This is a genomic window from Arthrobacter sp. MYb23 (assembly GCF_002979775.1).
GTDB lineage: Bacteria > Actinomycetota > Actinomycetes > Actinomycetales > Micrococcaceae > Arthrobacter.
Genome location: NZ_PCPR01000034.1, coordinates 1 through 20,433, shown reverse-complemented (window position 1 = coordinate 20,433; position 20,433 = coordinate 1). Strand labels below are relative to the sequence as shown.

Here is a 20,433-nt window from a genome sequence, read left to right as displayed (position 1 = left end):
GAGACGCCGTCGGACGTTCCTATACCTATTAAAGGCACTTATGCGCCTGTGACCACGCAGTCAGCGCGGTCACAGGCGCATAAGTCGTGCCCGGGCTGCGCTTAGCGGTCGTCTTCCGGGCGGGCCGTGAGGATCCTATGAGCGCTCTCCTGCAGGATGCCGAGCGACTCCTGGATGAGGGGCGATGCGATGCTGCCCCTGCGCACGGCTGCCACGATGCGGCGTGCGGGCTTCCCTTTGCCGGTAATGCGTAGCCGAACCACGTTCTCGGCGCTATGCAGGGGTGCGAGCCGCGGCAGCAGGCCCACGCCCAGCCCCGCACCCACAAAGGCGATTTGGGTTTCCCATTCAACGGCCTCGTGGGCAATGCGTGGAGTTACCCCCACCGCCGTGAAGGCCGCTGTGAAGAGCGCGTGGTAGGTGGATCCTGAGGCTTCGGTGATCCATGGTTCCGATGCTAGTTCTTCCAGGGTCACCGTTTCCCGTGATGCCAAGGCGTGGTTGGCGGGAATGATCACGTCCAGGGGATCGTCCAGCAGCACGGTCTGTTCGAAGCGGGGATCGTCCTCAACATAGGCGTCGGACTGCATGGCAACTATCACCGCAAGGTCGATTCGCTCGGCAACCAACAAGTCAAAGCACCGGGCCGGGTTGGCCTCGAGCACCTGCACCTCCAGCAGGGGGCGCGTGGTGCGGAGGGTGGCGGCCAGTGGCGCCAGCAACTGGGCTGCCGCCGTCGAGAATCCGCCCAGCCCGAAACGTGACTGCACTTGGTCGCCGGCCTCCATGGCTGCTGCGCGCAGGCTCTCCCATTCGGCAATGAGGGCATCCGAGCCGGCCACGAGAAAGCGGCCCGTGGCCGTCAGTCGCACACCCCTCCCGTCCTTTGTCAGCAGCTGCATTCCGAGCATGCGTTGGAGCTCCCGCAGCTGTGCGGAGACGGCGGAAGGGGAGTAGCCGGTGAGCTCCGCTGTGGCGCCAATGGTGCCGCAGCGGGCAAACACCCGGAGTGTGATGAGCCTCGCATCGATCATGCACCTATTGTGCACGGTTATCTTCTGATTCTTGCGCTTTTGTTGCGGTTCAATGATCCCTAATCTCATGACTATAAGGTTTTCGACCACGCCGCCCGCCCCAACGCAGCGGTGCTCCCCACGAAACACACTCTGACCCACGCCTCCCGGGAGGAAAACATATGTCTGCTCCAGTCTTGCCCCTCAACTCACGCGGAAAACTCGCCTCAACTTTGCCTGCAGAGCAGCTGGCGGAGATCAGCGCGTTGTTCGAGTTCCGGCGCAAGGGATTCTCCCTCGATGCGCCTTTCTACACCGATGCCACGATCTTCAAGATCGACATGGAAGCCATTTTTGGCCAGCACTGGATCTTTGCCGGCAGCGTCGCCGAGCTGCCGGAGCCAGGCGACTACATCACGGTGGACTACGGCCCCTACTCCCTGATCGTGCTGCGCAATGACGACGGCGGCGTGAACGTCCTGCACAACGTCTGCCGTCACCGCGGCGCCCGCGTCCTGACCGAGGCTGCCGGGTCCACAGGAAACCTGGTGTGCGGATACCACTCATGGACGTACTCTCCGGAAGGCAACCTGATCCATGCCTCGGCGCCAGGAGAGACGAAGTTCGACAAAGGCTGCTTCGGCCTCAAGCGCGCCCACAGCCGTGTGGTGGCCGGACTCATCTTCGTGTGCATTGCCGACGAGCCACCAGCCGACTTCGACGAAACCTCAAAGATCTTTGAGCCGTACCTCGCGCCCCACGATCTGTCGAAGACGAAAGTCGCCTACCAGCAGAACATCATCGAGGAGGGCAACTGGAAGCTCGTCATGGAGAACAACCGTGAGTGCTACCACTGCGACGGACACCCGGAGCTCGCCTGTTCCCTCTTCCCCACCTGGGGCCTGACGGAGGGCCTGATCCCCGCCCACCTCGAAGAAGTGTGGGACCGCAACAAGGAAGCCCAGTCCTCGCTCGAGGAGCGTTGCCGCCGTTATGGCCTTCCCTACGAAGTGGTGGAGGAGCTGGACACCCGCATCGCCGGAATCCGTATTTCACGCGAATCCCTCGACGGCGAGGGCGAATCGTTCTCGGCCGATGGGCGCAGGCTCTCCAAGAAGCTGCTCGGTGACTTGCCGGACTTCCGCCTTGGCCGCTGCTCCATGCACCTGCAGCCCAACAGCTGGTTCCACTTCCAAAGCGACCACGTCATCACGTTCGGCGTCTTCCCCGTCAACGAGCACCAGTCCTTGGTCCGCACCACCTGGCTGGTAGCGGATGACGCCGTGGAAGGCGTGGACTACGACCTGGAGAAGCTCACCTATACCTGGAAGCAGACCAACCTGCAGGACAAGGCATTCGTGGAGCTGTGCCAGACCGGTGCCGGCAGCCCGGCCTACGAGCCCGGCCCGTACATGAAGAGCGAGTACCAGGTGGAGGCCTTCATCAACTGGTACGTACAGCGTGTCCAGGAGCACTTGGCATGACCGAACTCCTCACTGAGACACTGGTCCAGGAGCCACATCGCATTCGCGGCCTGGAAATGCCGTGGAACAGGGTGATGGGAAGCAGCGAGGGACCCGCCAGCGCAGCCCGTGCGTTGGGTCCCTGGCATCCGCAGGAGTTCACGGCCGAATGCGTGGAGATTGTTGCCGAAGTGGGCGGCATGATGACCTTCGTGTTCCGTCGCTCCGATGGTGCACCCTTGGCGTTCCGAGCCGGCCAGTATGTGAACGTGGCCTTCCCTGTGAACGGGGAAGACCAGGATCCGGCGGACCGAAGCTACTCGCTGTCCAGCGCCCCCACCCGGCCGTGGACCTTCGACATCACTGTTAAACGCGATCCGACGGGTCTGGTTTCACCGTGGGTGCACCAGAACATCAAACCCGGCACCGTCCTGGAAATGCTGGGGCCCGTGGGGGCCTTCCACCTGCCCGACGTGGACCGGCGGGCACGGTACCTCCTGCTGGCTGCCGGGGCTGGCATCACCCCCATCATGTCCATGGTTCGGACCATCCATTCCCTCCCTGGACAGGCCGATGTGGTGGTGCTTTATCACGGCGCGGCGGACGAGGGTTTTGCCTTTAACAAGGAGCTCGCCTACATCGCTTCGGTGGACTCGCGCATCAAGGTCTTCTACTCCCTGGGCGACCGAGCCAAACCCGCGGACTGGGAAGGGCTGAGTGGAAGGCTGACGGCGGCCATGCTGGACGAGGTGGCCCCGGATGCCAACGGACGGCAGGTCTATGCGTGTGGTCCCGAGGGCTACCTGAACACCGCCACTGAGCTCCTGGGGAAGGTGGGCGTGGACGACACCTCCATCCACATGGAGTTCTTCACCGGCGATCGCCAGACCATCCTTGAATACGCGGCGGAGCTTGCTCATGCGGCGGACATCGCGGAGGAGATCGCCGAGGAAATAGCGGAATCCGCCGAGGATTACTACGAAAGCCAGCCCGCGGCGTTTGGGCTCTACGAGCCAGGTTACGACGCCGAGGGAACCTTGAAGGCGACCGGCCTGGAGCTGGAATCCGCCGAGCCGGACCCGGATGCGCCGGAAGCTTCCGACGGCGGTGCGGATGCGGTAGCGGAGGTCTCAACTCCCGATGCTTCGAGCTTTGAGACAGTGGGAACGGGAAGCCTCACCCTGTCCTTCCTGCGCACGGGCATCAATGTGCGCGTCGACCCGTCCGAGCACATCCTGGGCCCGGCCCAGCGTGCCGGCGTCAGGATCGGTGCTAACTGCAAAGAGGGCATGTGCGGCTCCTGCAAGGTGGTCAAACTGTCCGGCGACATTGAGATGAACCATCAAGGTGGCATCCGTGCACGTGAGATTGACGCAGGAAAGTTCCTTCCCTGCTGCTCCACCGCAAAGACGGATATGGTGATCGACGCCTAGAGGCTAGGGGGAGGGGCGCTTCAGTTCGGCCTTCTCCACGAGCTCTGTGATCCACGGCCGTTGCGCACGGTGGAGCGCGAGGCCTTCCGGAAGCCCCTGGACCTGGGATGAAGAACCAACGACGTCGATAGTGATGCGCCCGCTCCCCATGGGCGCATTGCTGATGTGCAGGTCACCGTAGGACTCCGGCAACACCGGATCCAGCCAGACGCCGCCCAAAGAAATGTGGGCGTCGTAGCGCATGAGTCCGGTGATTAGCTGGATGGGAGTAGTGGCAGCCCACGCCTGCGGGGAACAGGCCGTAGGGTAGGGCACCGGCTCCCTGAACTGTTCGCGGTCAAAACCGCAGAAGAGTTCAGGGAGCCGGCCACCGGAAAACTCGGCAGCTTCAAAGAGGGCCGTGGCAATACGCTGCGCTTCTTCCACGAATCCGTAGCGGAGCAGCCCCGCCGCTATCAGCGCGTTGTCATGTGGCCAGACCGATCCATTGTGATAGCTGGCCGGGTTGTAGGCGCCCATATCGCTGGCCAGTGTCCGGACGCCCCAGCCGCTGAACATTTCCGGAGACATCAGCCGCTCCACCACAAGCGGAGCCTTGTCTTCATCAATCAGGCCAAACCACAGGCAATGCCCCATATTTGAAGCGCAGGCGTCCACGGGGCGCTTGTCTTTATCCAAAGCCACCGCGTAGTAGCCCTTGTCCGGCAACCAAAACTCCTCGTTGAACTTCTTCTTGAGGCGATCCGCGCGTTCCCGGAGCTCAGCTGCCAAGGTGAGTTGGCCGTCGTCGTACGCCATCCAAGCGCGCGCCATGTAGGCGCCATGCACGTACGCCTGGACTTCGCAGAGCGCCAACGGCGGCTCGGCGATAGTGCCATCGGCAAAGTTGATCCCGTCCCAGGAGTCCTTCCAGCCTTGGTTGATGAGACCGTGCTCGTTGGGACGCCCGTACTCCACAAAGCCGTCGCCATCCCGGTCCCCGTAGTCCCGGATCCAGTCGAGCGCGCGGTCCGCGTTGGGGAGGAGTTCAGAGATCACATCCTTGGCGAAGCCCCAGCGGCTCACTGACCCCAGGACAGTGACAAAAAGGGGAGTGGCGTCCACGCTGCCGTAGTAGGCGGATTTGCCGCCCAGGGCCAGGCTGCTGGAGACGTCCAGCCGGACTTCATGCAAAATCTTGCCCGGTTCTTCCTCGCTGGTGGTGTCCACCACCGTTCCCTGACGATCAGCCAGCGTGCGGAGGGTTCCCAGCGCCAAGGACGGGTCAACGGGCAACGCCATCTCCGACGCCCATAAGGAGTCGCGGCCAAAGAGGGTCATGAACCACGGCGCTCCGGCGGCGACAACCACCTTGCTGGGATGGTCCGGGTCCTGGATCCTCAACGCGCCCAAATCCTCGTAGCTGCGCCTCAGAGTGCGTTCGATGGAGCGATTTCCCACCTGCAGACGGGGGATCTTGGCCACCCATTCCTCCCGGCGATGATCGCTGGGAGACAACTCGCCGCGGGACGGATGGGCGAAAGGCTTCTTTGTGCCGCCGACGGTGGGGACCGTGCCGTCACTGGGCATGACGCTCACCCGGGTACTCCAGCTACCCGAAGGTGGAATCGTGGCAGTGAACCCCAACGCTTTGGCCCCTGCGCCGGCGCCCTCGGCCCGGATGACCACGCTCTTGCGGATACCCTCCCACTTGCCCCGGATCACCAGGGAATCGCTCTCCGGGACGCGGGTTTCCGCCCACTCCCGGGTGATGCGCGCATCTTTGACCTCAAAGAGATCTGCGAAATCCGACTCGGCAGTCAGCAGGATCCTGCACTCCGCGGGCCGCTTGGAGTAGTTCCGGACCGTGATCTCCTCCAGGATTCCCGTCCCGACTTCCCGCAAGCGTTCCACCAGCAGCGGGCTGTCCGCGTACCCATCCGGACCGGGTACCCGGCCCGCAAAGAGGGCGCGGTAGGGTTCCCGGGTTTCAGCTGCCAACGGTTCGATCATCTGGCCGTTGATGGTCAGCTCCCATCGCGAGAGGATCCGGGTGTCCAGATGGAAGACGCCGTGGGGGAGGCCGGGGTGGATGTCCCCGTTGGCAGAGGAAATGCAGAAGGACGAGCCTTCCACTAAGGTGACCGTTCCAGAGCCCAGCGGCCCCGCTGCCGTGTCGGCATTCCATCCAGCCACTTCGTGCTCCTTACCACTGAGCCTGGGGTTCGCTTGAGCCTGGCGGCCGCTCTGTGGCGGCCTCCTGCATGGCTGTAACTGACGGTACGCCGGGGAGCGCGCGGGCACCAGAGTCGGCCGTTATCCCGGCATATCCGCGGCGGGCGATTCCTCCAGGCAACCCAGAGTTAATCTTGTTTCCTCGTTCGTGGAGCCGGAACGGGTCTATAGTGAGGGAACAGGACATTCGCTGATGCAGCCCGGCGGCCCGATTTTTCTTCCGACGCCGGAGGCCCCGTAATGACCGACACCCAAATTGGCAGCTTTATTCGCGACTGTGTGGTGTTTGAGGACGACACTGAGAACGGCTTGGACTTTGACACTTTCTACGGCCTGTACATCAGCTGGTGCGTCCTTGGACGCAAAATCCCCATTCCCGACTCCGCCTTCAAGACCGCCCTTGAGCTCGAGGGCCACAAGCCCGTCAAGGAAAATGGCCGGAGAATCTATCCCGGCATGACCATGGTAGGTCCGGCCGCCAGGGACTACGTGGTGAACAGCGTTCCCATGTGGAGTGAAACCGCCACCGATCTCCCGGTTTCCGAAATCCGCCAACAGGCAGTGGCTTCCATCGCCTGATCTCATACCAGCGAGCTTCCAGCCCATGCCCCTAGGATTCTTAGGGGGCATGGGCTGTTCCTGTTTCCGGAGGTTCCCGCTGAAAGGTGCTTATGAAGCCGTCCATCGTTTGGTTCCGCGACGATCTGCGGGTCGCCGATAACCCGGCCCTGCGCGCCGCCGTCGACGACGGCGCGGCCGTTGCCCTCTACGTCCTTGACGAAGAATCGCAGGGCATCCGCCCCCACGGTGGCGCCGCGCGGTGGTGGCTCCACCACTCGCTCACCCGCCTCCGCGAAGACCTGGACAAGCTCGGTGTTCCGTTGCTTCTCCGCCGCGGGCCGGCAGCTGACGTCGTCCAGAAGACCACGACGGCGATTGGCGCCGGAGGGCTGTACTGGAACCGGCGGTACGGTTCCGCTGAGCGGACGGTTGACGCCGGCATCAAGGCTTGGGCGGGCGAGTCCGGACTTCATGTCTCGAGTTTTCAGGCCTCCCTTCTCCATGAGCCGTGGGAAGTCACCACCAAAACGGGCGGCCAATACAAGGTCTTCACCCCTTTCTGGCGGACAGTTTCTGCGCAGGACTTCCGCGAGCCACTGGCCGTCCCGGAAGCCGGCCACGGATACACCGGAAAGCTGCCCGTGTATGACTCGTTGGAATCGTGGCATCTCCTGCCCACCAAGCCGGACTGGTCCGGGGGGCTGGACGAGATGTGGACGCCGGGCGCTGCCGCCGGGCATAAGCGGTTGGCCGAGTTCGTGGGAGACGGCCTATCCAACTACAGCGAGGGCCGCAACCGCCCGGATACGGATGGAAGCAGCTGCCTCTCGCCTTACCTTCGCTGGGGTGAGCTCAGCCCGTTCGAGGTGTGGCACGCTTTGGGTTCCAAGCGGTCTGAGAGCGCTTCGATTTACGCTTCTGAGCTGGGCTGGCGTGAATTCTGCTGGCACCAGTACTTCCACAACCCTGAGCTGGCGACGGCCAACCTTCGCCCTGAGTTCGATCGCTTCCCGTGGGCGTGGCCAGGTAGTCACGGCGGCGCCAGTGACAACGGCAAGCATCCCGGCCACGAGTCAGCGGCTGAGGAGTTCCGGGCCTGGCAGCAGGGCCGTACCGGGTTCCCCATGGTGGACGCGGGGCAGCGGCAGCTGTGGCACACGGGCTGGATGCACAACCGTGTCCGCATGGTTGCCGCCAGCTTCCTGGTGAAGAACCTCGGCATCCATTGGCAGTTGGGCGAGCAGTGGTTCTGGGACACGTTGGTGGATGCCGATCCTGCCTCGAACCCGGCAAACTGGCAATGGGTAGCCGGCTCCGGGGCGGATGCATCGCCGTTCTTCAGGATCTTCAATCCGGAGGCTCAGCGCGTTAAGTTCGATCCTCAGGGGAAGTACATCGCCCACTGGATTCCCGAGTTCGGGACGCCGGAGTATGCGGAGGAAATCGTGGACCTCAAGACCACCAGGGCGGAAGCGCTGGAAGCGTACAAGGAGATGCGGGAGGTCCACTAAGGGTTCCCGGAGCTTCCACCGGGCCGACTATAGGCTGGGCTCATGTCAACGGAGTCCATTCTCAAGGTCCTCATCATGGCGTTTGCGGCCATGTTCATCGCTGCCATTGCCTGGTGGGCGCGGAAGCACCCCAACCGGTCCAAGCAGTACCCGGAGCAGGTGCGCATGCCCAAGGTTGTGCCCATCATCGGGTGGCTTTTCCTGATCGTGGGTCTTCTCATGAGCCTGGTCTCGTTCGGCTATGACCGTTCCCCTGTGGGTGCCCGGATCGCTGCGGTCGCCATCTTCCTGGGCGGCCTGGCTTTCGTGCTCATGTACCGCAACTTCTACGTGGCGCCGCGCGACTTTGAGGTGGCCTTCCGCAGCGTGTTCGGCAAAGAGCACCTTCTTCCCTACAGCGAGATTGCCCACTACAGCTTCCAGGCCATGAAGGGGCAGCCGTACCTGACGGTCAAGTCGGCGGAAGGCGTCAAGCTCAGCCTGAATATCAGGGCCTATGACATGACGCCACTCTTGCGGGCCATCGATTTCCACAAGGTCACCGGCCACTGGCCTGCCCGGACTGACGTGACGGCCGGGGGTCCGGGGGCAGAAAAATACCCCTCTGGAAATTAGTAGGAAGTCCGAGTATATTCGGACTCAGAGATGACCTGGATCACAGTTGGTCACGTGTTCCGCAATGGCCCCAGCAACCGGCGGCACGGCAGTCATTCACCGATGCAAAGGAGCATTTCACCATGGTGCGCGAGCTTTCCCACTACGTAGACGGCCAGAGAATCGACGGCACGTCCGGTCGGTTCAGCGATGTCTACGATCCCTGCACGGGCGAAGTCCAGGCACGGCTTCCGCTGGCCAGCGCGGACGAGGTTCGCAACGCCGTCGCAAATGCCGAAAAGGGTCAGCTCGAATGGGCGGCAATGAACCCGCAACGCCGGGGACGCATCCTCCTGAAGTTCGTGGACCTGGTCAACCAGAACATGGATGAGCTCGCCAAGCTCCTGTCCTCCGAACACGGCAAGACCTTCGCGGACGCCAAAGGCGATATCCAGCGCGGCATCGAGGTAGTCGAATTCTCGGCCGGGGCGCCGCACCTGCTTAAGGGCGAATTCTCGGACAACGCAGGCCAGGGGATCGATGTCCATTCGCTCCGCCAGCCGCTGGGCGTCGTCGCAGGCATCACCCCCTTCAACTTCCCGGCCATGATCCCGCTGTGGAAGTCCGGCCCTGCGCTCGCGGCCGGCAACGCCTTCATCCTCAAGCCTTCCGAGCGGGACCCTTCAGTTCCGCTGCGCCTGGCAGAGCTGTACAGCGAGGCCGGCGTGCCGAACGGCGTCTTCAACGTGATCAACGGTGACAAGGAAGCCGTGGATGCGCTTCTTGAGGATCCGCGGGTGAAGGCCATCGGCTTTGTAGGCTCCACGCCGATTGCCCAGTACATCTACGCCACCGCGGCAGCCCACGGCAAGCGCGCGCAATGCTTCGGCGGCGCGAAGAACCACATGGTGATCATGCCCGACGCCGATCTGGACATGGCAGCCGACGCCCTGATGGGTGCCGGGTACGGTTCCGCCGGCGAACGCTGCATGGCGATCTCCGTTGCCGTGCCGGTGGGCCAGGAAACCGCTGACGCGTTGGTGGCCAAGCTGACCGAACGCATCAAGGACCTCAAGGTGGGCCACAGTCTTGATAAGGACTCGGACTTCGGCCCCGTGGTGGCTGCTTCTGCTAAGGAGAGGATCGAGGGTTACATCCAATCCGGCGTGGACGAGGGCGCAACGCTGGTCACCGATGGTCGTGGCCTCACCGTGGATGGATACGACGGCGGCTTCTGGGTGGGCCCCACCCTCTTCGACAACGTCACCAAGGACATGAAGATCTACAAGGAAGAGATCTTCGGTCCCGTCCTCAGCGTGCTGCGCGCGGCTGACTACGACGAAGCGCTCAGGCTCTGCAGTGAGCATGAGTTCGGCAACGGCGTCGCAATTTTCACCCGCGACGGCGACTCCGCCCGCGACTTTGCCAGTCGCGTGGAGGTAGGCATGGTGGGTATCAATGTGCCCATTCCCGTGCCCATCGCGTACTACACGTTCGGCGGTTGGAAGGCGTCCGGATTCGGCGACCTCAACCAGCACGGCGCCGACGCTTTCCGTTTCTACACCAAGACCAAGACCGTGACGTCGCGGTGGCCTTCCGGCATTCGCCAGGGCGCAAGCTTCGTGATGCCGGCAGGCAGCTGATGGGGGCTGAAGATGTAGAGGAAGAGGTCCTGTTTGAGCGTCGCGGCCACCTCGGCATCGCGACCCTCAATCGCCCGAAGGCAGTCAACGCGTTGAACGCGGGAATGGTGAAAGCAATGCTCAGCCAGTTGACGGATTGGGCGGACGACGACGCCGTTGCCACCGTTTTGTTGCGCGGCGCGGGCGACCGCGGGCTGTGCGCCGGTGGCGACATTGTGGCCATTTACAAAGACATGCTGCACGGTGGCACGGAGACAGCCGAGTTCTGGGCTGACGAATACCGGCTGAACGCGCTCATCTCGCACTATCCCAAGCCCTACGTCGCGTTCATGGACGGCCTCGTCCTGGGCGGCGGGGTGGGCGTATCGGCGCACGGTTCCGTCCGGGTGGTCACTGAACGGACCCGCACCGGGATGCCGGAAACCACCATTGGGTTCGTGCCCGACGTCGGCGGCACCCTTCTGCTGTCACGCTCACCGGGGGAAGCCGGAACGCACGCGGCGTTGACAGGTGCTCACTTATCCGGCGCGGACGCCCTGTTCCTGGGGCTCGCGGACCACTTCGTGCCGTCCGGGAACCTGCCCGCGCTGGCGGAAGCGTTGGAAGACTCGACGGCGGAGGCCGCCGTCGAGCGCTTTGCCCAAGCCGCGCCGGACTCAGCCTTGGCGGCGCAACGCGAGTGGATCGATGCCGCCTATGCGCATGACGACGCGGAGGAGATCGTCCGGAGCCTGCGCACTTTGGGCGACGAGGCAGCTGCTGCGGCGGACACCATCGAGGCGAAATCGCCGACGTCGGTCAAGGTCACGTTGGAATCGCTGCGACGTGTCCGCGGGCTCTCTTTGGAGGAAGCACTGGACCAGGAATACCGCGTGGGCCTCCGATGCCTGGCCGGGCCCGATTTCCGCGAGGGAATCCGGGCGCAAGTGGTGGACAAGGACCGCAACCCGCAATGGAAGCCGCCGGCTCTCGCTGAAGTCCGGGAGGCCGACGTCGAGGGCTACTTTGTGCCGCTCGGCGAACGCGAGCTGGGGCTTTCCGCCAGTCCAGTCCAGTCAAATTGAAGGAGACGATCATGACAGAGAACGCAGCTCACTCCCCGGCAACGGGACTCATCGCTTTCCTTGGCCTGGGCCATATGGGTGGACCCATGGCGGCCAACCTGATCAAAGCCGGGCACCAGGTGATCGGCTTTGACCCCGTTCCCGCAGCAGTTGAAGCAGCGTTGGCGGATGGAATTCCCATGGCCTCCACGGCGCATGAAGCTGCTGCGAAAGCGGCCGTGGTGTTGACCATGCTGCCCAGCGGCAAGCATGTTCTGGACGCGTACCAAGGGGTGGATGGGCCGGGATTGCTCTCCATCGCTAAGCCGGACACGCTGTTCCTGGATTGCTCCACCATCAACGTGGACGAGGCCCGGGAGGCGGCAGCTCTGGCCGTGGCGGCAGGTCACCGATCAGTGGATGCGCCCGTGTCTGGTGGCGTGGTGGGGGCCGAAGCCGGCACCCTGACCTTCATGGTGGGTGCTTTGCCGGAAGACTTCGAGACCGTGAAGCCCGTTTTGGAGCTCATGGGCAAGAGGATTGTCCACTGTGGTGATCACGGGGCCGGGCAGGCCGCGAAGGTCTGCAACAACATGATCCTGGGTGTGTCCATGATTGCTGTTGCCGAAGCTTTTGTGCTCGGTGAGAAGCTCGGGCTCACCCACCAGGCGCTGTTCGATGTCGCCTCCAACGCGTCCGGACAGTGCTGGGCGCTGACCACCAACTGCCCTGTTCCGGGCCCCGTGCCAACGAGTCCCGCCAACCGCGACTACCAGCCCGGGTTCGCTGGAGCGCTGATGGCCAAGGACCTGCGCCTGGCGCTGAACGCCTTGGAAAGCACAGGGGTTGCTGCAGAAATGGGTCCCCTGGCGTCACGTATCTACGATGCCTTTGCCGCCGGGGATGGGGCAGGAAGGGACTTCTCGGGCATCATCACGGAGATCCGCGATAAGTCTGTGTGAGAGGTTTGAACTGAACTTATGAAGAGCCTGGCGAGAGGGAGAGCATGACGGAGCAGTATCAGAACATTGTGGTTGAGCGTCGGGGACGGGTTGGCTTGGTAACACTGGACCGGCCGGAGGCGCTGAACGCGCTCAATACTGCACTCATGAACGAGCTCGTGGACGCGGTTACTGCGATGGACACTGATCCGGACGTCGGGGCTGTGGTGATCACGGGCTCGGCCAAGGCGTTTGCTGCGGGCGCTGACATCAAGGAAATGTCCTCCAACAGCTACATGGCGATGTACGCGGCAGACTGGTTCCGTCGGTGGGAGGACCTCACCCGGCTGCGGATCCCTGTTGTTGCTGCGGTGTCCGGCTTCGCACTTGGTGGCGGCTGTGAGCTGGCCATGATGGCGGACTTCATCATCGCGGGGGACAACGCCAAGTTCGGCCAGCCCGAGATCAACCTGGGAGTGATCCCTGGAATGGGCGGTTCCCAGCGGCTCACCCGGGCTGTGGGCAAGGCGAAAGCCATGGACATGGTCCTGACAGGGCGTTTCATGGACGCCGAAGAAGCCGAGCGCTCCGGGCTGGTGTCACGGGTTGTCCCCGCTGCCGAGGTAATCGAGGAAGCCCTCAAGGCCGCCGAAGTCATCGCGTCCAAATCCAAGCCCGCCGCGATGGTGGCCAAGGAAGCAGTGAACGCGGCCTTCGAGATGGGCCTGGCGCAGGGTGTGCTGTTTGAGCGCAGGGTGTTCCACTCGCTCTTTGCCACAGAGGACCAGAAGGAAGGTATGGCCGCGTTCAGCGAGAAGCGCCAGCCGGAGTTCAAACACCGGTAGTCCCTGTTGCGGTCGTGGGGCTGCATTTTGACATCGACCTATAAATCTATAAATATAGATTCAAGTTGGCGGCGGGCTTGCCGCTGCGATTTATGGGAGGGTGCTCCATGGAGCCGGAACTGGTCTACAAAGCACTGGCAAACCCCGCCAGGCGGCAGATTCTTCAGTGGCTCAAGAGCCCCGGCGAGCACTTCGATGAGGACGAATACCGCAGCAAGGGTCTTGAGTTCAGCTCTGGCGTGTGCGTGGGGGATATCCGAGCCAAGACTGGACTGGCCCAGTCAGTGGTTTCCAGCTACCTGCAGGGCATGCAGAGGGCCGGGCTCCTGCAGTCGGAGCGGATTGGCAAGTGGACGTATTACCGTCGCAATGAAAAAGCTATCCGTGAGTTCGCTGACTTCGTGAGCGCAGAGCTCTAACCGCCCGCAAGCGCGCTGGTGCGGCATTGGCGTCTTACATATCTAGATTTTTGTATTTAACGAATTGTTGACTTGCGCTGCCCTTTTCAGCAGCGGGAAGGAACGAATGAAGAGTAGTAGCGCTCCACTGGTTGCCGTTTTGGCGCTAGGTGTGTTTGGCATCATCACCACCGAAATAGGGATCGTGGGCGTCCTGCCGCTGGTGGCTGAACGGTTCAGCGTTTCGACGGCCGACACGGGGTGGCTGGTCAGCGTTTTCGCCCTGGTGGTAGCCGTCAGTGGACCGTTCATGGTTTTGCTGACCTCCGGCATGAACCGGAAATCGGTTCTGATGGGGTCCATTGCCGTCTTTGCAGTAGCCAACCTTGTGTACGCGTTTGCAACGGACTTCGGGTGGATGGTGGCCTTCCGCATCATTCCCGCCATTGTCCATCCAGTGTTTTTCGCCGTAGCCCTCACAACAGCCGCACGAATGGTGTCTGCCGAAAAAGCGGGCAAGGCTGCCACAAGGATCTTTGCCGGCGTCACTGTGGGATTCGCACTGGGCGTCCCCCTGACAGCGTATTTGGGATCGCAGTTTTCACTCGAAACCGCGTTTCTCTTTGGCAGCCTGGTGAATCTCGGAGCTTTTGTGGGGATCTGGATATGGCTGCCCTCAATTCCTGCGGGACAGCGCGCCACCTACGGCGATCAGCTGGGCATTCTGCGGAGGCCCATGCTCTGGTTGAACCTGGGTTCCATTGTCCTGATCTTTGCGGCAATGTTCTCCACCTACAGTTACTTTGCCGAATATCTGGGACAGGTGGCCAAGATGGACGGGATGTGGGTGAGCGCGCTGCTTGTGGCCTTTGGTGTTGTCATGGTCTTTGGCAACTCACTTTTTGGGGCGCTACTGGAGCGCAATGTGATTCGCACGGCCGTAGCGTTCCCGCTGGTGTATATCGGCGCCTATGCCTTGGTATTCGCTGCGGGTCCCTATCAAGCGCCCATGGTGGCGGCGGTCCTGGTGTGGGGGACGCTTCACTCGGGTGGGCTGATAGTGAGTCAGCGGTGGGTCAGCCAAGATACAACGGACGCCCCTGACTTTGGCAACAGTCTCTTCATCTCCTTTTCCAACCTTGGTATCACCGTGGGTGCCGCACTGGGTGGCTGGTCCATCTCGACATTAGGAATCCGCCAGTTGCCGTGGACAGGCGCCATCTTGGCGGGATTGGCACTAGCCGCCATAGCTGCGCGCTTGGTGTTGGTCCGCCGATCTGGACTCAAAACCCTGGTGGCCTGAGCTCCGGAAACGCCAGCCGGAGTTCAAGGATAGGAGCATTCCCTCGCAGTGATGGCGCCGCGCAGGAGGTCCGGGAAGGGGTTGTGGGCGCATTCTTCGCGGCGTAGGCTCCTGCGGGCAATCACCGGATGGAGGAGTAGCTCATGGGACAACTGATCGTCCAGGATTTTGTCACCGCCGACGGATACGCCGCCGACACCAATAACGAGTTCAAGGCCTACGAACTCCTGGAAGGTGGCACGGCCGAGTTTGACCGTGCCCAGCTTGAGTGGCTCGGCAGTGTTGAAGCCATGGTTCTGGGCGCCAACACCTACAGCTATTTCGTTGAATTCTGGCCCACGCCCGCCTCCGACGGCGAAATTATCGCGCCCGCCCTCAACAGTCTTCGTCGCCACGTGTTTTCACGCCATCTAAAGGAGGCCCCCTGGGGTGACTTCCCGCCGTCGACGATTGAATCCGGCGACGCGATCGAGGCGATCCGTCGCATCAAGCGCGAGTCCACCAAAGACATCGTGCTGTGGGGCAGCTTGTCCCTCGGCGAGACGTTCTTCGCGGCAGGTGAGGTGGACGCCGTCCGGTTGGTAGTGATGCCGGTGGGCCAGGGCTCAGGCAGGGGCGTGTTCCCAGCGGGACATGACCCTGCCCTGTTGAAGCTTGTGGACGTGAACAGCTACGACCAAGGCCTGGTGGAGCTCAGCTACACCGTCCGGACGAAGAGCTAGAAAACTTCCGCCGGCAAAAGCGCAGCGTCGAAGAACGCCCGCTCCAGACGTACCGCTTCGGCGAAGGTCTCCGCAACGCGCTCGCGTGAAGCGGCGTCTGCCGGCCCGACGGCGTCGAACTCCTCGCGTAGCCACGTCACCCATGCGTTGTACTCCGGGTTGTTGTGGAGACGGATCCATTCGGCATGCTTGGCGTGGGCGGGCCATTCTGAGGGGTCGCCGGCGCGGGCTGCCCAGTCCCCGTAAAGCCACTCAGCAACCAACAGCACCGCCAGGACCTCCGGATAGGAGCGGGTAGCGAGGGCGCTGCGCATCAGGTTGTCGAAATCCCGGGTGGCAGATCCCAGTGCGGGTGCTGTGCGATCCGCCTCGGGAACGTCGAGTTCGTTGAAGCAATCCTGGAAGTACGTATTCTCGTCCGAAGCGAAGGCTCCCAGAACCCGGGCGAACACCAGCCGCGAAGGCAGTGAAGGTGCCGATGCGACGGCTTGGCCCAGGAGCGCTGTGAAGGCATCGCAGAACTGGTAATCCTGCACGAGGTACCGGCGCAAGTTCTCATCGGAAAGGGAACCATCGAGTAGCTGGTCCACGAATGGATGGTTGACGGCGGCGTCCCAGTCCTCGGCGTACTGGTTCCTGAGTTCATTGGCAAAGCCCACGGTGTTTCCTCCTGAGGTGTCAGCACTCGGAGCCTAGCAGCGTACTGCCCGGTAGAGGTGGGCGTTACGCTATGGTGCCGGTCCCGGTGCCAGCGTAGGCTCTGGCCATGACGAACGAGCACGCATCGAAGACGATCGTGGTTGGCTATGACGGATCCGAAGAATCACACCGCGCCGTCCAATGGGCCGCCAAGCACGCGATCCTGCGGGACTGTTCCCTTCACGTGGTGCACTGTTCTCTGTGGGTTCTGTTGTCCCACAACAGGGGTCCCGTTCCGGGCGTTGCTGATAGCGGCCTGGAACGGGCCGCCCAGAAAGTCCTCGAAGAGGGGTTGGCGCTCGCCAAGGAGACTGTCCCCGAGCTGGAGGTCCACACCACCCTGCTCCATGGAATGCCTCGTGACCATCTGGCCCACGTTTCGGCGGGAACCGAGATGCTGGTGCTCGGAAGCCGCGGCCTCGGCGGGTTCATGGGCTTGCTGGTGGGGTCCGTGAGTTTGGAGATGGCAGCAACCGCGGAGTGCCCGGTAGCAGTGATCCGTGCCGATGACCACCCGGAGGGTCCGGTGCTGCTGGCTGTTGATGACTCGGGATCACCGGCAGCCCTTGAGGACGCCTGCCTTTTCGCGGCGGCAACGGATGCCGAGCTCAAGATCGTCCACGTACTGCACGAACCCGAAGGCTACCGTCGGTTGCGTGAACCGGTGGAATCATATCCGGACGCTGAAGCGATGCTTGATGCCGTGCTGAGCCGGGCCCGCCACAAAGCCCCCGGGATCACTGTGAGCGGAGAGCTGCTGGTGGATGCATCGTTCTCCCGGGCTGTGGTCAAGGCTTCACCAGGGGCACGCATCACAGTGGTGGGGACCAAAGGACATGGTCTGATCAAGGGCACCATTGGCTCCACGGCACACGCTGTGCTCCACCACGCCCACAGTCCTGTGTTGGTTTCCCGCCGCAGGGCCACCTCCGAGGTTACATAGGGCTCCGTCTTCTCGGGGGGGTACGGATCCATCAGTTCGGAGGCCCTCACAGGGACTCCCTCCGGCAATGAACCGGATCTATGGTGGAGGGCATGGATAATCGGGCGGAAGTACGCGAATTTCTGATCTCCCGGCGCGCCCACGTGGCCCCGGAGCAGGTGGGGCTGCCTACGGGAACCAACCGGCGGGTCAAGGGGCTGCGCCGCAGCGAAGTGGCCACCCTTGCCGGGTTGAGCGTCGAGTACTACACCCGCTTGGAACGCGGTGCCATCAGCGGCGCCTCCCCGCAGGTCCTGGAAAGCATCGCCCGAGCGCTGAACCTGGACGACGCTGAGCGTGCCCATCTTTTCGATCTTGCGCATGCGGCCAGTCCCGTTGCCCGGCCTCCGCGGCGTCGAAGCTCGAAATCCTATGTTCCCCACCAGAGCCTGCAGTGGGTGCTGGATGCTGTCACGGCCGGACCCGCGTTTGTTCGCAACGGCCGGATGGATCTGCTGGCGGTGAACCCCTTGGCCAGGGCGTTTTACAAGGACTGCTACGACATGCCGGGCCAGACGCCCAACATCGCCAGGTTCACGTTCCTGGACCAACGCGCGTATGAGTTCTACCCGGACTGGGACGCCTTTGCGGAGGTCACTGTTTCCATTCTCCGCACGGAGGCCGGCCGCGACCCGCACAACAAGGAACTGCACGATCTTATTGGCGAACTCAGCACCCGCAGCGAGGAATTCCGCACTCGCTGGGGCGCGCATAACGTCCGTCATCACGGCACGGGCTTCAAGACCTTCAATCATCCGGTGGTGGGCGAAATGACGCTCGCCTTCGAAGGCTTGGAAATGGCCGCGGAACCCGGATTGACCCTGACCATCTACGCGGCGGAACCCGGATCGCCGTCGGCCGAGCGCCTTCAGCTCCTCGCATCCTGGGCGGCCAGCGAATACGGCGTCCAGCCGGCGTCGGAAAAGACCCGAACGGACAGCTGACTGGAGGACAGCTGACGCGCTGTCAGCGGCTGACTTCTACCCGGACGTACTGGCCCTCGAACTGCGCAAGCTGGTCAGGGAGGGTGTTGTCCTCTATTACCTATGCTCGGCATCCAGCTGGGCCGCTATGAGGAAACAACTTGCCGCGAAGCGAGAACCACAACGAAACCATCGGCGTTCTCACCTGCGGCACCAAGAAGGATCGCAGCGTCCGATACAGCCTCGGCAGCTCAACTTCACCAATGGCAGTCGCAGCCTACACCCACGACAAACTCCAGGCAGACGAAAAGCGCGCATTGCCCAACGAAGGAGACGTCGTCGCTGCTCTCGAATGGGCCGAACCAGCCACGGACTCAGAAAACTGAAAACACCATGGTGCGGCTGAAACGCCGATAAGCACCCATATGTCGTGTAAGGGCTGCTGTGTCTCGGCACCCTAATGAAAGACCAATCAGGAGAAGACGTGGCCCGGCAGAGGTATTGATAGACCGCGTCCCCCTGATTCCGAAGTCCTCCCAGGGGCCGATTTGTGTGCCGGGATCATGAGGTACGCCGTAGGGGAGTCCTCGCTAGTATCCCTGTGATTGAGACTGCAGCGACGAGGCGGGGGCGGTCGACATACTGCGGCAGCCAGCACCCCCTGGAAGAAACTTCCTGATCACATCGGCGCTGGTGGCTGAATTACTCTATAACTTCACCGTTACTCTCGTACATGGCGATCTTGCCGATCCTGCGTTCGTGGCGTTCGGCGTTGGTGAACGGCTCGACCAGAAAGGCTTTGATCAGCTCGGTGGCCTCCTCTGCTGTGTGTTGACGTCCGCCGACTGCCACCACGTTTGCGTTGTTGTGTTGGCGAGCCAGTACCGCTGTGTCCAGGTTCCATGCCAGTGCGGCCCGGACACCCTTGACCTTGTTCGCTGCGATTTGCTCGCCATTGCCGGAGCCGCCCAACACGATTCCCAAAGCGTCCATGCCTGCGGCTTGGTCATTGACGACGGCTGTCGCGGCGTTAATGCAGAAGGACGGGTAGTCATCTTCCGGGTCGTAAGAGGCAGGCCCGTGGTCCACCATTTCGTAGCCTATGTCAGTAAGGGTGTTGATGAGGTGTGAGCTGAGCTCGAGGCCAGCATGGTCGGTTGCGATGTGAACGCGCATCGGTGGTCCTAGGCTTTTTGGAGTTTCGAGGTGATCTTGGGTGTGAACGCGAGTTGTCCATTGATCCGCAACGCGTCGATTGCATCGGCCGGTGAGGACTTGCCGTAGACAGCAGAGCCTGCAACGAACACGTTTGCCCCGGCTTCAGCGGCACGGATGATGGTTTCTTCGGTGATGCCGCCGTCTACCTGAATGGCGACATTCACCCCCGAACCGTCCACGGCTTCACGGGCGCGACGGATCTTGGGCAGGACCACGTCAAGGAAGGCTTGTCCGCCGAAGCCGGGCTCTACGGTCATGAGTAGCAGCATGTCCAGCTCAGGAAGCATGTCCAGGTACGGTTCGACCGGGGTTGCCGGACGAAGCGCCATCCCTGCCTTGGCTCCGCGTGCGCGGAGTTCGCGGGCGAGTTTGATAGGGGCCATGGCCGCTTCCACGTGGAAGGTGACGGAGTCCAAGCCGGCGTCGGCGTACATCGGCGCCCAACGGTCGGCGTCGGCGATCATCAGGTGGGCGTCTATCGGCACGGTGCTAATTTTTTGGATCCGCTCTAGCACGGGCAGTCCGATGGTGAGGTTTGGCACGAAGTGGTTGTCCATGACATCGACGTGCACGGCGTCGGCGTTGCTGATGCGGTCCAACTCTGCTTCGAGGTTGACGAAATCGGCCGAGAGGATGCTGGGGTTGATGCAGCAAGTCAGTGGTGAGGTGGACATGGTGTCTGCCTTTCTGTTCGTGTGGTCAGCGCGTGGAGATGCGATGCGGCCTCCACGCGCTGACCTATTACGGCAAGGGTTAGGAGGCCTTCCGTGCGGTGGCGAGGGCGCCTTCGACGTCGGCGAGGAGTTCCTTCCAGGAGCCCACAAACTTCTCGAGGCCTTCGGTCTCGAGGAGGGTGACGACGTCGTTGTAGGAGACGCCGAGGCCTTCGAGGGCGTTGAGGGTCTCGTTCGCTTCGTCGTAGGTGCC

At 62.5% G+C, this 20,433-nt stretch carries 20 protein-coding genes and 1 pseudogene; 15 read left to right on the top strand and 6 right to left on the bottom strand.

Annotated elements, in window-relative coordinates; translation table 11 throughout:
* Nucleotides 1-101: 101 nt before the first annotated feature.
* Nucleotides 102-1,034 carry a LysR family transcriptional regulator gene (locus tag CQ020_RS22390; protein ID WP_105694061.1) on the bottom strand — a complete coding sequence of 311 codons (933 nt, stop codon included), beginning with the start codon at nt 1,032-1,034 and terminating at the stop codon, nt 102-104.
* Between the two features lie 161 nt (nt 1,035-1,195).
* Here CQ020_RS22390 and CQ020_RS22385 point away from each other — a divergent pair, with 161 nt between their 5' ends.
* Complete coding sequence (locus CQ020_RS22385; RefSeq protein ID WP_105694060.1) at nt 1,196-2,497, top strand: SRPBCC family protein; 1,302 nt, start codon at nt 1,196-1,198, stop codon at nt 2,495-2,497.
* Nucleotides 2,494-3,909, top strand: coding sequence for a ferredoxin reductase (locus CQ020_RS22380; RefSeq protein ID WP_105694059.1), 1,416 nt, complete (start codon nt 2,494-2,496; stop codon nt 3,907-3,909). Before CQ020_RS22385 ends, CQ020_RS22380 begins: the two co-directional genes overlap by 4 nt.
* A gap of 3 nt (nt 3,910-3,912) precedes the next feature.
* On the opposite strand, the gene CQ020_RS22375 is transcribed toward CQ020_RS22380, so the two are convergent.
* Entirely contained in the window at nt 3,913-6,084 is a 2,172-nt protein-coding gene (locus CQ020_RS22375; RefSeq protein ID WP_105694058.1) for a glycogen debranching N-terminal domain-containing protein, read from the bottom strand.
* Nucleotides 6,085-6,363: 279 nt separating this feature from the next.
* Here CQ020_RS22375 and CQ020_RS22370 point away from each other — a divergent pair, with 279 nt between their 5' ends.
* From CQ020_RS22370 to CQ020_RS22325, 10 genes are all read left to right on the top strand, one after another.
* Nucleotides 6,364-6,702 (top strand): hypothetical protein, encoded by a 339-nt coding sequence (locus CQ020_RS22370; protein WP_105694057.1) that lies wholly within the window; start codon nt 6,364-6,366, stop codon nt 6,700-6,702.
* A gap of 92 nt (nt 6,703-6,794) precedes the next feature.
* Nucleotides 6,795-8,195 carry a deoxyribodipyrimidine photo-lyase gene (locus CQ020_RS22365; RefSeq protein WP_105694056.1) on the top strand — a complete coding sequence of 467 codons (1,401 nt, stop codon included), beginning with the start codon at nt 6,795-6,797 and terminating at the stop codon, nt 8,193-8,195.
* A gap of 42 nt (nt 8,196-8,237) precedes the next feature.
* Nucleotides 8,238-8,810: a hypothetical protein gene (locus CQ020_RS22360; protein ID WP_258142163.1), complete on the top strand. Its 573-nt coding sequence runs from the start codon at nt 8,238-8,240 to the stop codon at nt 8,808-8,810.
* A gap of 122 nt (nt 8,811-8,932) precedes the next feature.
* Entirely contained in the window at nt 8,933-10,432 is a 1,500-nt protein-coding gene (locus CQ020_RS22355; protein WP_024819314.1) for a CoA-acylating methylmalonate-semialdehyde dehydrogenase, read from the top strand.
* Nucleotides 10,432-11,496: an enoyl-CoA hydratase/isomerase family protein gene (locus tag CQ020_RS22350; protein ID WP_105694055.1), complete on the top strand. Its 1,065-nt coding sequence runs from the start codon at nt 10,432-10,434 to the stop codon at nt 11,494-11,496. Before CQ020_RS22355 ends, CQ020_RS22350 begins: the two co-directional genes overlap by 1 nt.
* Nucleotides 11,497-11,507: 11 nt before the next feature.
* The gene (gene mmsB, locus CQ020_RS22345; protein WP_105694054.1) at nt 11,508-12,437 is read left to right on the top strand and encodes a 3-hydroxyisobutyrate dehydrogenase; all 930 of its coding nucleotides are present in this window, start codon (nt 11,508-11,510) and stop codon (nt 12,435-12,437) included.
* 44 nt (nt 12,438-12,481) lie between these two features.
* Nucleotides 12,482-13,261: an enoyl-CoA hydratase gene (locus CQ020_RS22340; protein WP_105694053.1), complete on the top strand. Its 780-nt coding sequence runs from the start codon at nt 12,482-12,484 to the stop codon at nt 13,259-13,261.
* Between the two features lie 107 nt (nt 13,262-13,368).
* A complete protein-coding gene (locus tag CQ020_RS22335) occupies nt 13,369-13,680 on the top strand; it encodes a helix-turn-helix transcriptional regulator (RefSeq protein WP_024819318.1) in 312 nt (103 codons plus the stop codon).
* 106 nt (nt 13,681-13,786) lie between these two features.
* Nucleotides 13,787-14,962, top strand: coding sequence for an MFS transporter (locus tag CQ020_RS22330; protein ID WP_105694052.1), 1,176 nt, complete (start codon nt 13,787-13,789; stop codon nt 14,960-14,962).
* Nucleotides 14,963-15,105: 143 nt separating this feature from the next.
* Nucleotides 15,106-15,684: a dihydrofolate reductase family protein gene (locus CQ020_RS22325; RefSeq protein WP_105694051.1), complete on the top strand. Its 579-nt coding sequence runs from the start codon at nt 15,106-15,108 to the stop codon at nt 15,682-15,684.
* Here CQ020_RS22325 and CQ020_RS22320 read toward each other — a convergent pair.
* Nucleotides 15,681-16,343 carry a TenA family protein gene (locus tag CQ020_RS22320; RefSeq protein WP_105694050.1) on the bottom strand — a complete coding sequence of 221 codons (663 nt, stop codon included), beginning with the start codon at nt 16,341-16,343 and terminating at the stop codon, nt 15,681-15,683. The two genes, CQ020_RS22325 and CQ020_RS22320, sit on opposite strands and share 4 nt — an antisense overlap.
* Nucleotides 16,344-16,450: 107 nt before the next feature.
* Here CQ020_RS22320 and CQ020_RS22315 point away from each other — a divergent pair, with 107 nt between their 5' ends.
* The 3 genes from CQ020_RS22315 (at nt 16,451) to CQ020_RS22305 (ending at nt 18,674) form a co-directional block, all read left to right on the top strand.
* Nucleotides 16,451-17,326, top strand: coding sequence for a universal stress protein (locus CQ020_RS22315; RefSeq protein ID WP_105694049.1), 876 nt, complete (start codon nt 16,451-16,453; stop codon nt 17,324-17,326).
* 92 nt (nt 17,327-17,418) lie between these two features.
* Nucleotides 17,419-18,309 carry a helix-turn-helix transcriptional regulator gene (locus CQ020_RS22310; protein WP_105694074.1) on the top strand — a complete coding sequence of 297 codons (891 nt, stop codon included), beginning with the start codon at nt 17,419-17,421 and terminating at the stop codon, nt 18,307-18,309.
* A gap of 140 nt (nt 18,310-18,449) precedes the next feature.
* The gene (locus tag CQ020_RS22305) at nt 18,450-18,674 is read left to right on the top strand and encodes a PDDEXK nuclease domain-containing protein (protein WP_105694048.1); all 225 of its coding nucleotides are present in this window, start codon (nt 18,450-18,452) and stop codon (nt 18,672-18,674) included.
* A gap of 316 nt (nt 18,675-18,990) precedes the next feature.
* On the opposite strand, the gene CQ020_RS22300 is transcribed toward CQ020_RS22305, so the two are convergent.
* The 3 genes and pseudogenes from CQ020_RS22300 to CQ020_RS24605 all read right to left on the bottom strand — a co-directional run.
* Nucleotides 18,991-19,464 (bottom strand): ribose-5-phosphate isomerase, encoded by a 474-nt coding sequence (locus CQ020_RS22300; RefSeq protein ID WP_105694047.1) that lies wholly within the window; start codon nt 19,462-19,464, stop codon nt 18,991-18,993.
* Nucleotides 19,465-19,472: 8 nt separating this feature from the next.
* Nucleotides 19,473-20,180, bottom strand: a complete 708-nt coding sequence (gene rpe / locus CQ020_RS22295) for a ribulose-phosphate 3-epimerase (protein WP_105694046.1) — start codon at nt 20,178-20,180, stop codon at nt 19,473-19,475.
* A gap of 79 nt (nt 20,181-20,259) precedes the next feature.
* Nucleotides 20,260-20,433: pseudogene (locus CQ020_RS24605) on the bottom strand (transaldolase); the annotation flags it as partial.

What these genes read in the sequence shown, in the direction of transcription:
- CQ020_RS22390 (WP_105694061.1), bottom strand. Translation starts at nt 1,034, where the DNA reads ATGATCGATGCGAGGCTCATCACACTCCGGGTGTTTGCCCGCTGCGGC.
- CQ020_RS22385 (WP_105694060.1), top strand. Translation starts at nt 1,196, where the DNA reads ATGTCTGCTCCAGTCTTGCCCCTCAACTCACGCGGAAAACTCGCCTCA.
- CQ020_RS22380 (WP_105694059.1), top strand. Translation starts at nt 2,494, where the DNA reads ATGACCGAACTCCTCACTGAGACACTGGTCCAGGAGCCACATCGCATT.
- CQ020_RS22370 (WP_105694057.1), top strand. Translation starts at nt 6,364, where the DNA reads ATGACCGACACCCAAATTGGCAGCTTTATTCGCGACTGTGTGGTGTTT.
- CQ020_RS22365 (WP_105694056.1), top strand. Translation starts at nt 6,795, where the DNA reads ATGAAGCCGTCCATCGTTTGGTTCCGCGACGATCTGCGGGTCGCCGAT.
- CQ020_RS22360 (WP_258142163.1), top strand. Translation starts at nt 8,238, where the DNA reads ATGTCAACGGAGTCCATTCTCAAGGTCCTCATCATGGCGTTTGCGGCC.
- CQ020_RS22355 (WP_024819314.1), top strand. Translation starts at nt 8,933, where the DNA reads ATGGTGCGCGAGCTTTCCCACTACGTAGACGGCCAGAGAATCGACGGC.
- CQ020_RS22350 (WP_105694055.1), top strand. Translation starts at nt 10,432, where the DNA reads ATGGGGGCTGAAGATGTAGAGGAAGAGGTCCTGTTTGAGCGTCGCGGC.
- mmsB (WP_105694054.1), top strand. Translation starts at nt 11,508, where the DNA reads ATGACAGAGAACGCAGCTCACTCCCCGGCAACGGGACTCATCGCTTTC.
- CQ020_RS22340 (WP_105694053.1), top strand. Translation starts at nt 12,482, where the DNA reads ATGACGGAGCAGTATCAGAACATTGTGGTTGAGCGTCGGGGACGGGTT.
- CQ020_RS22335 (WP_024819318.1), top strand. Translation starts at nt 13,369, where the DNA reads ATGGAGCCGGAACTGGTCTACAAAGCACTGGCAAACCCCGCCAGGCGG.
- CQ020_RS22330 (WP_105694052.1), top strand. Translation starts at nt 13,787, where the DNA reads ATGAAGAGTAGTAGCGCTCCACTGGTTGCCGTTTTGGCGCTAGGTGTG.
- CQ020_RS22325 (WP_105694051.1), top strand. Translation starts at nt 15,106, where the DNA reads ATGGGACAACTGATCGTCCAGGATTTTGTCACCGCCGACGGATACGCC.
- CQ020_RS22315 (WP_105694049.1), top strand. Translation starts at nt 16,451, where the DNA reads ATGACGAACGAGCACGCATCGAAGACGATCGTGGTTGGCTATGACGGA.
- CQ020_RS22310 (WP_105694074.1), top strand. Translation starts at nt 17,419, where the DNA reads ATGGATAATCGGGCGGAAGTACGCGAATTTCTGATCTCCCGGCGCGCC.
- CQ020_RS22300 (WP_105694047.1), bottom strand. Translation starts at nt 19,464, where the DNA reads ATGCGCGTTCACATCGCAACCGACCATGCTGGCCTCGAGCTCAGCTCA.
- rpe (WP_105694046.1), bottom strand. Translation starts at nt 20,180, where the DNA reads ATGTCCACCTCACCACTGACTTGCTGCATCAACCCCAGCATCCTCTCG.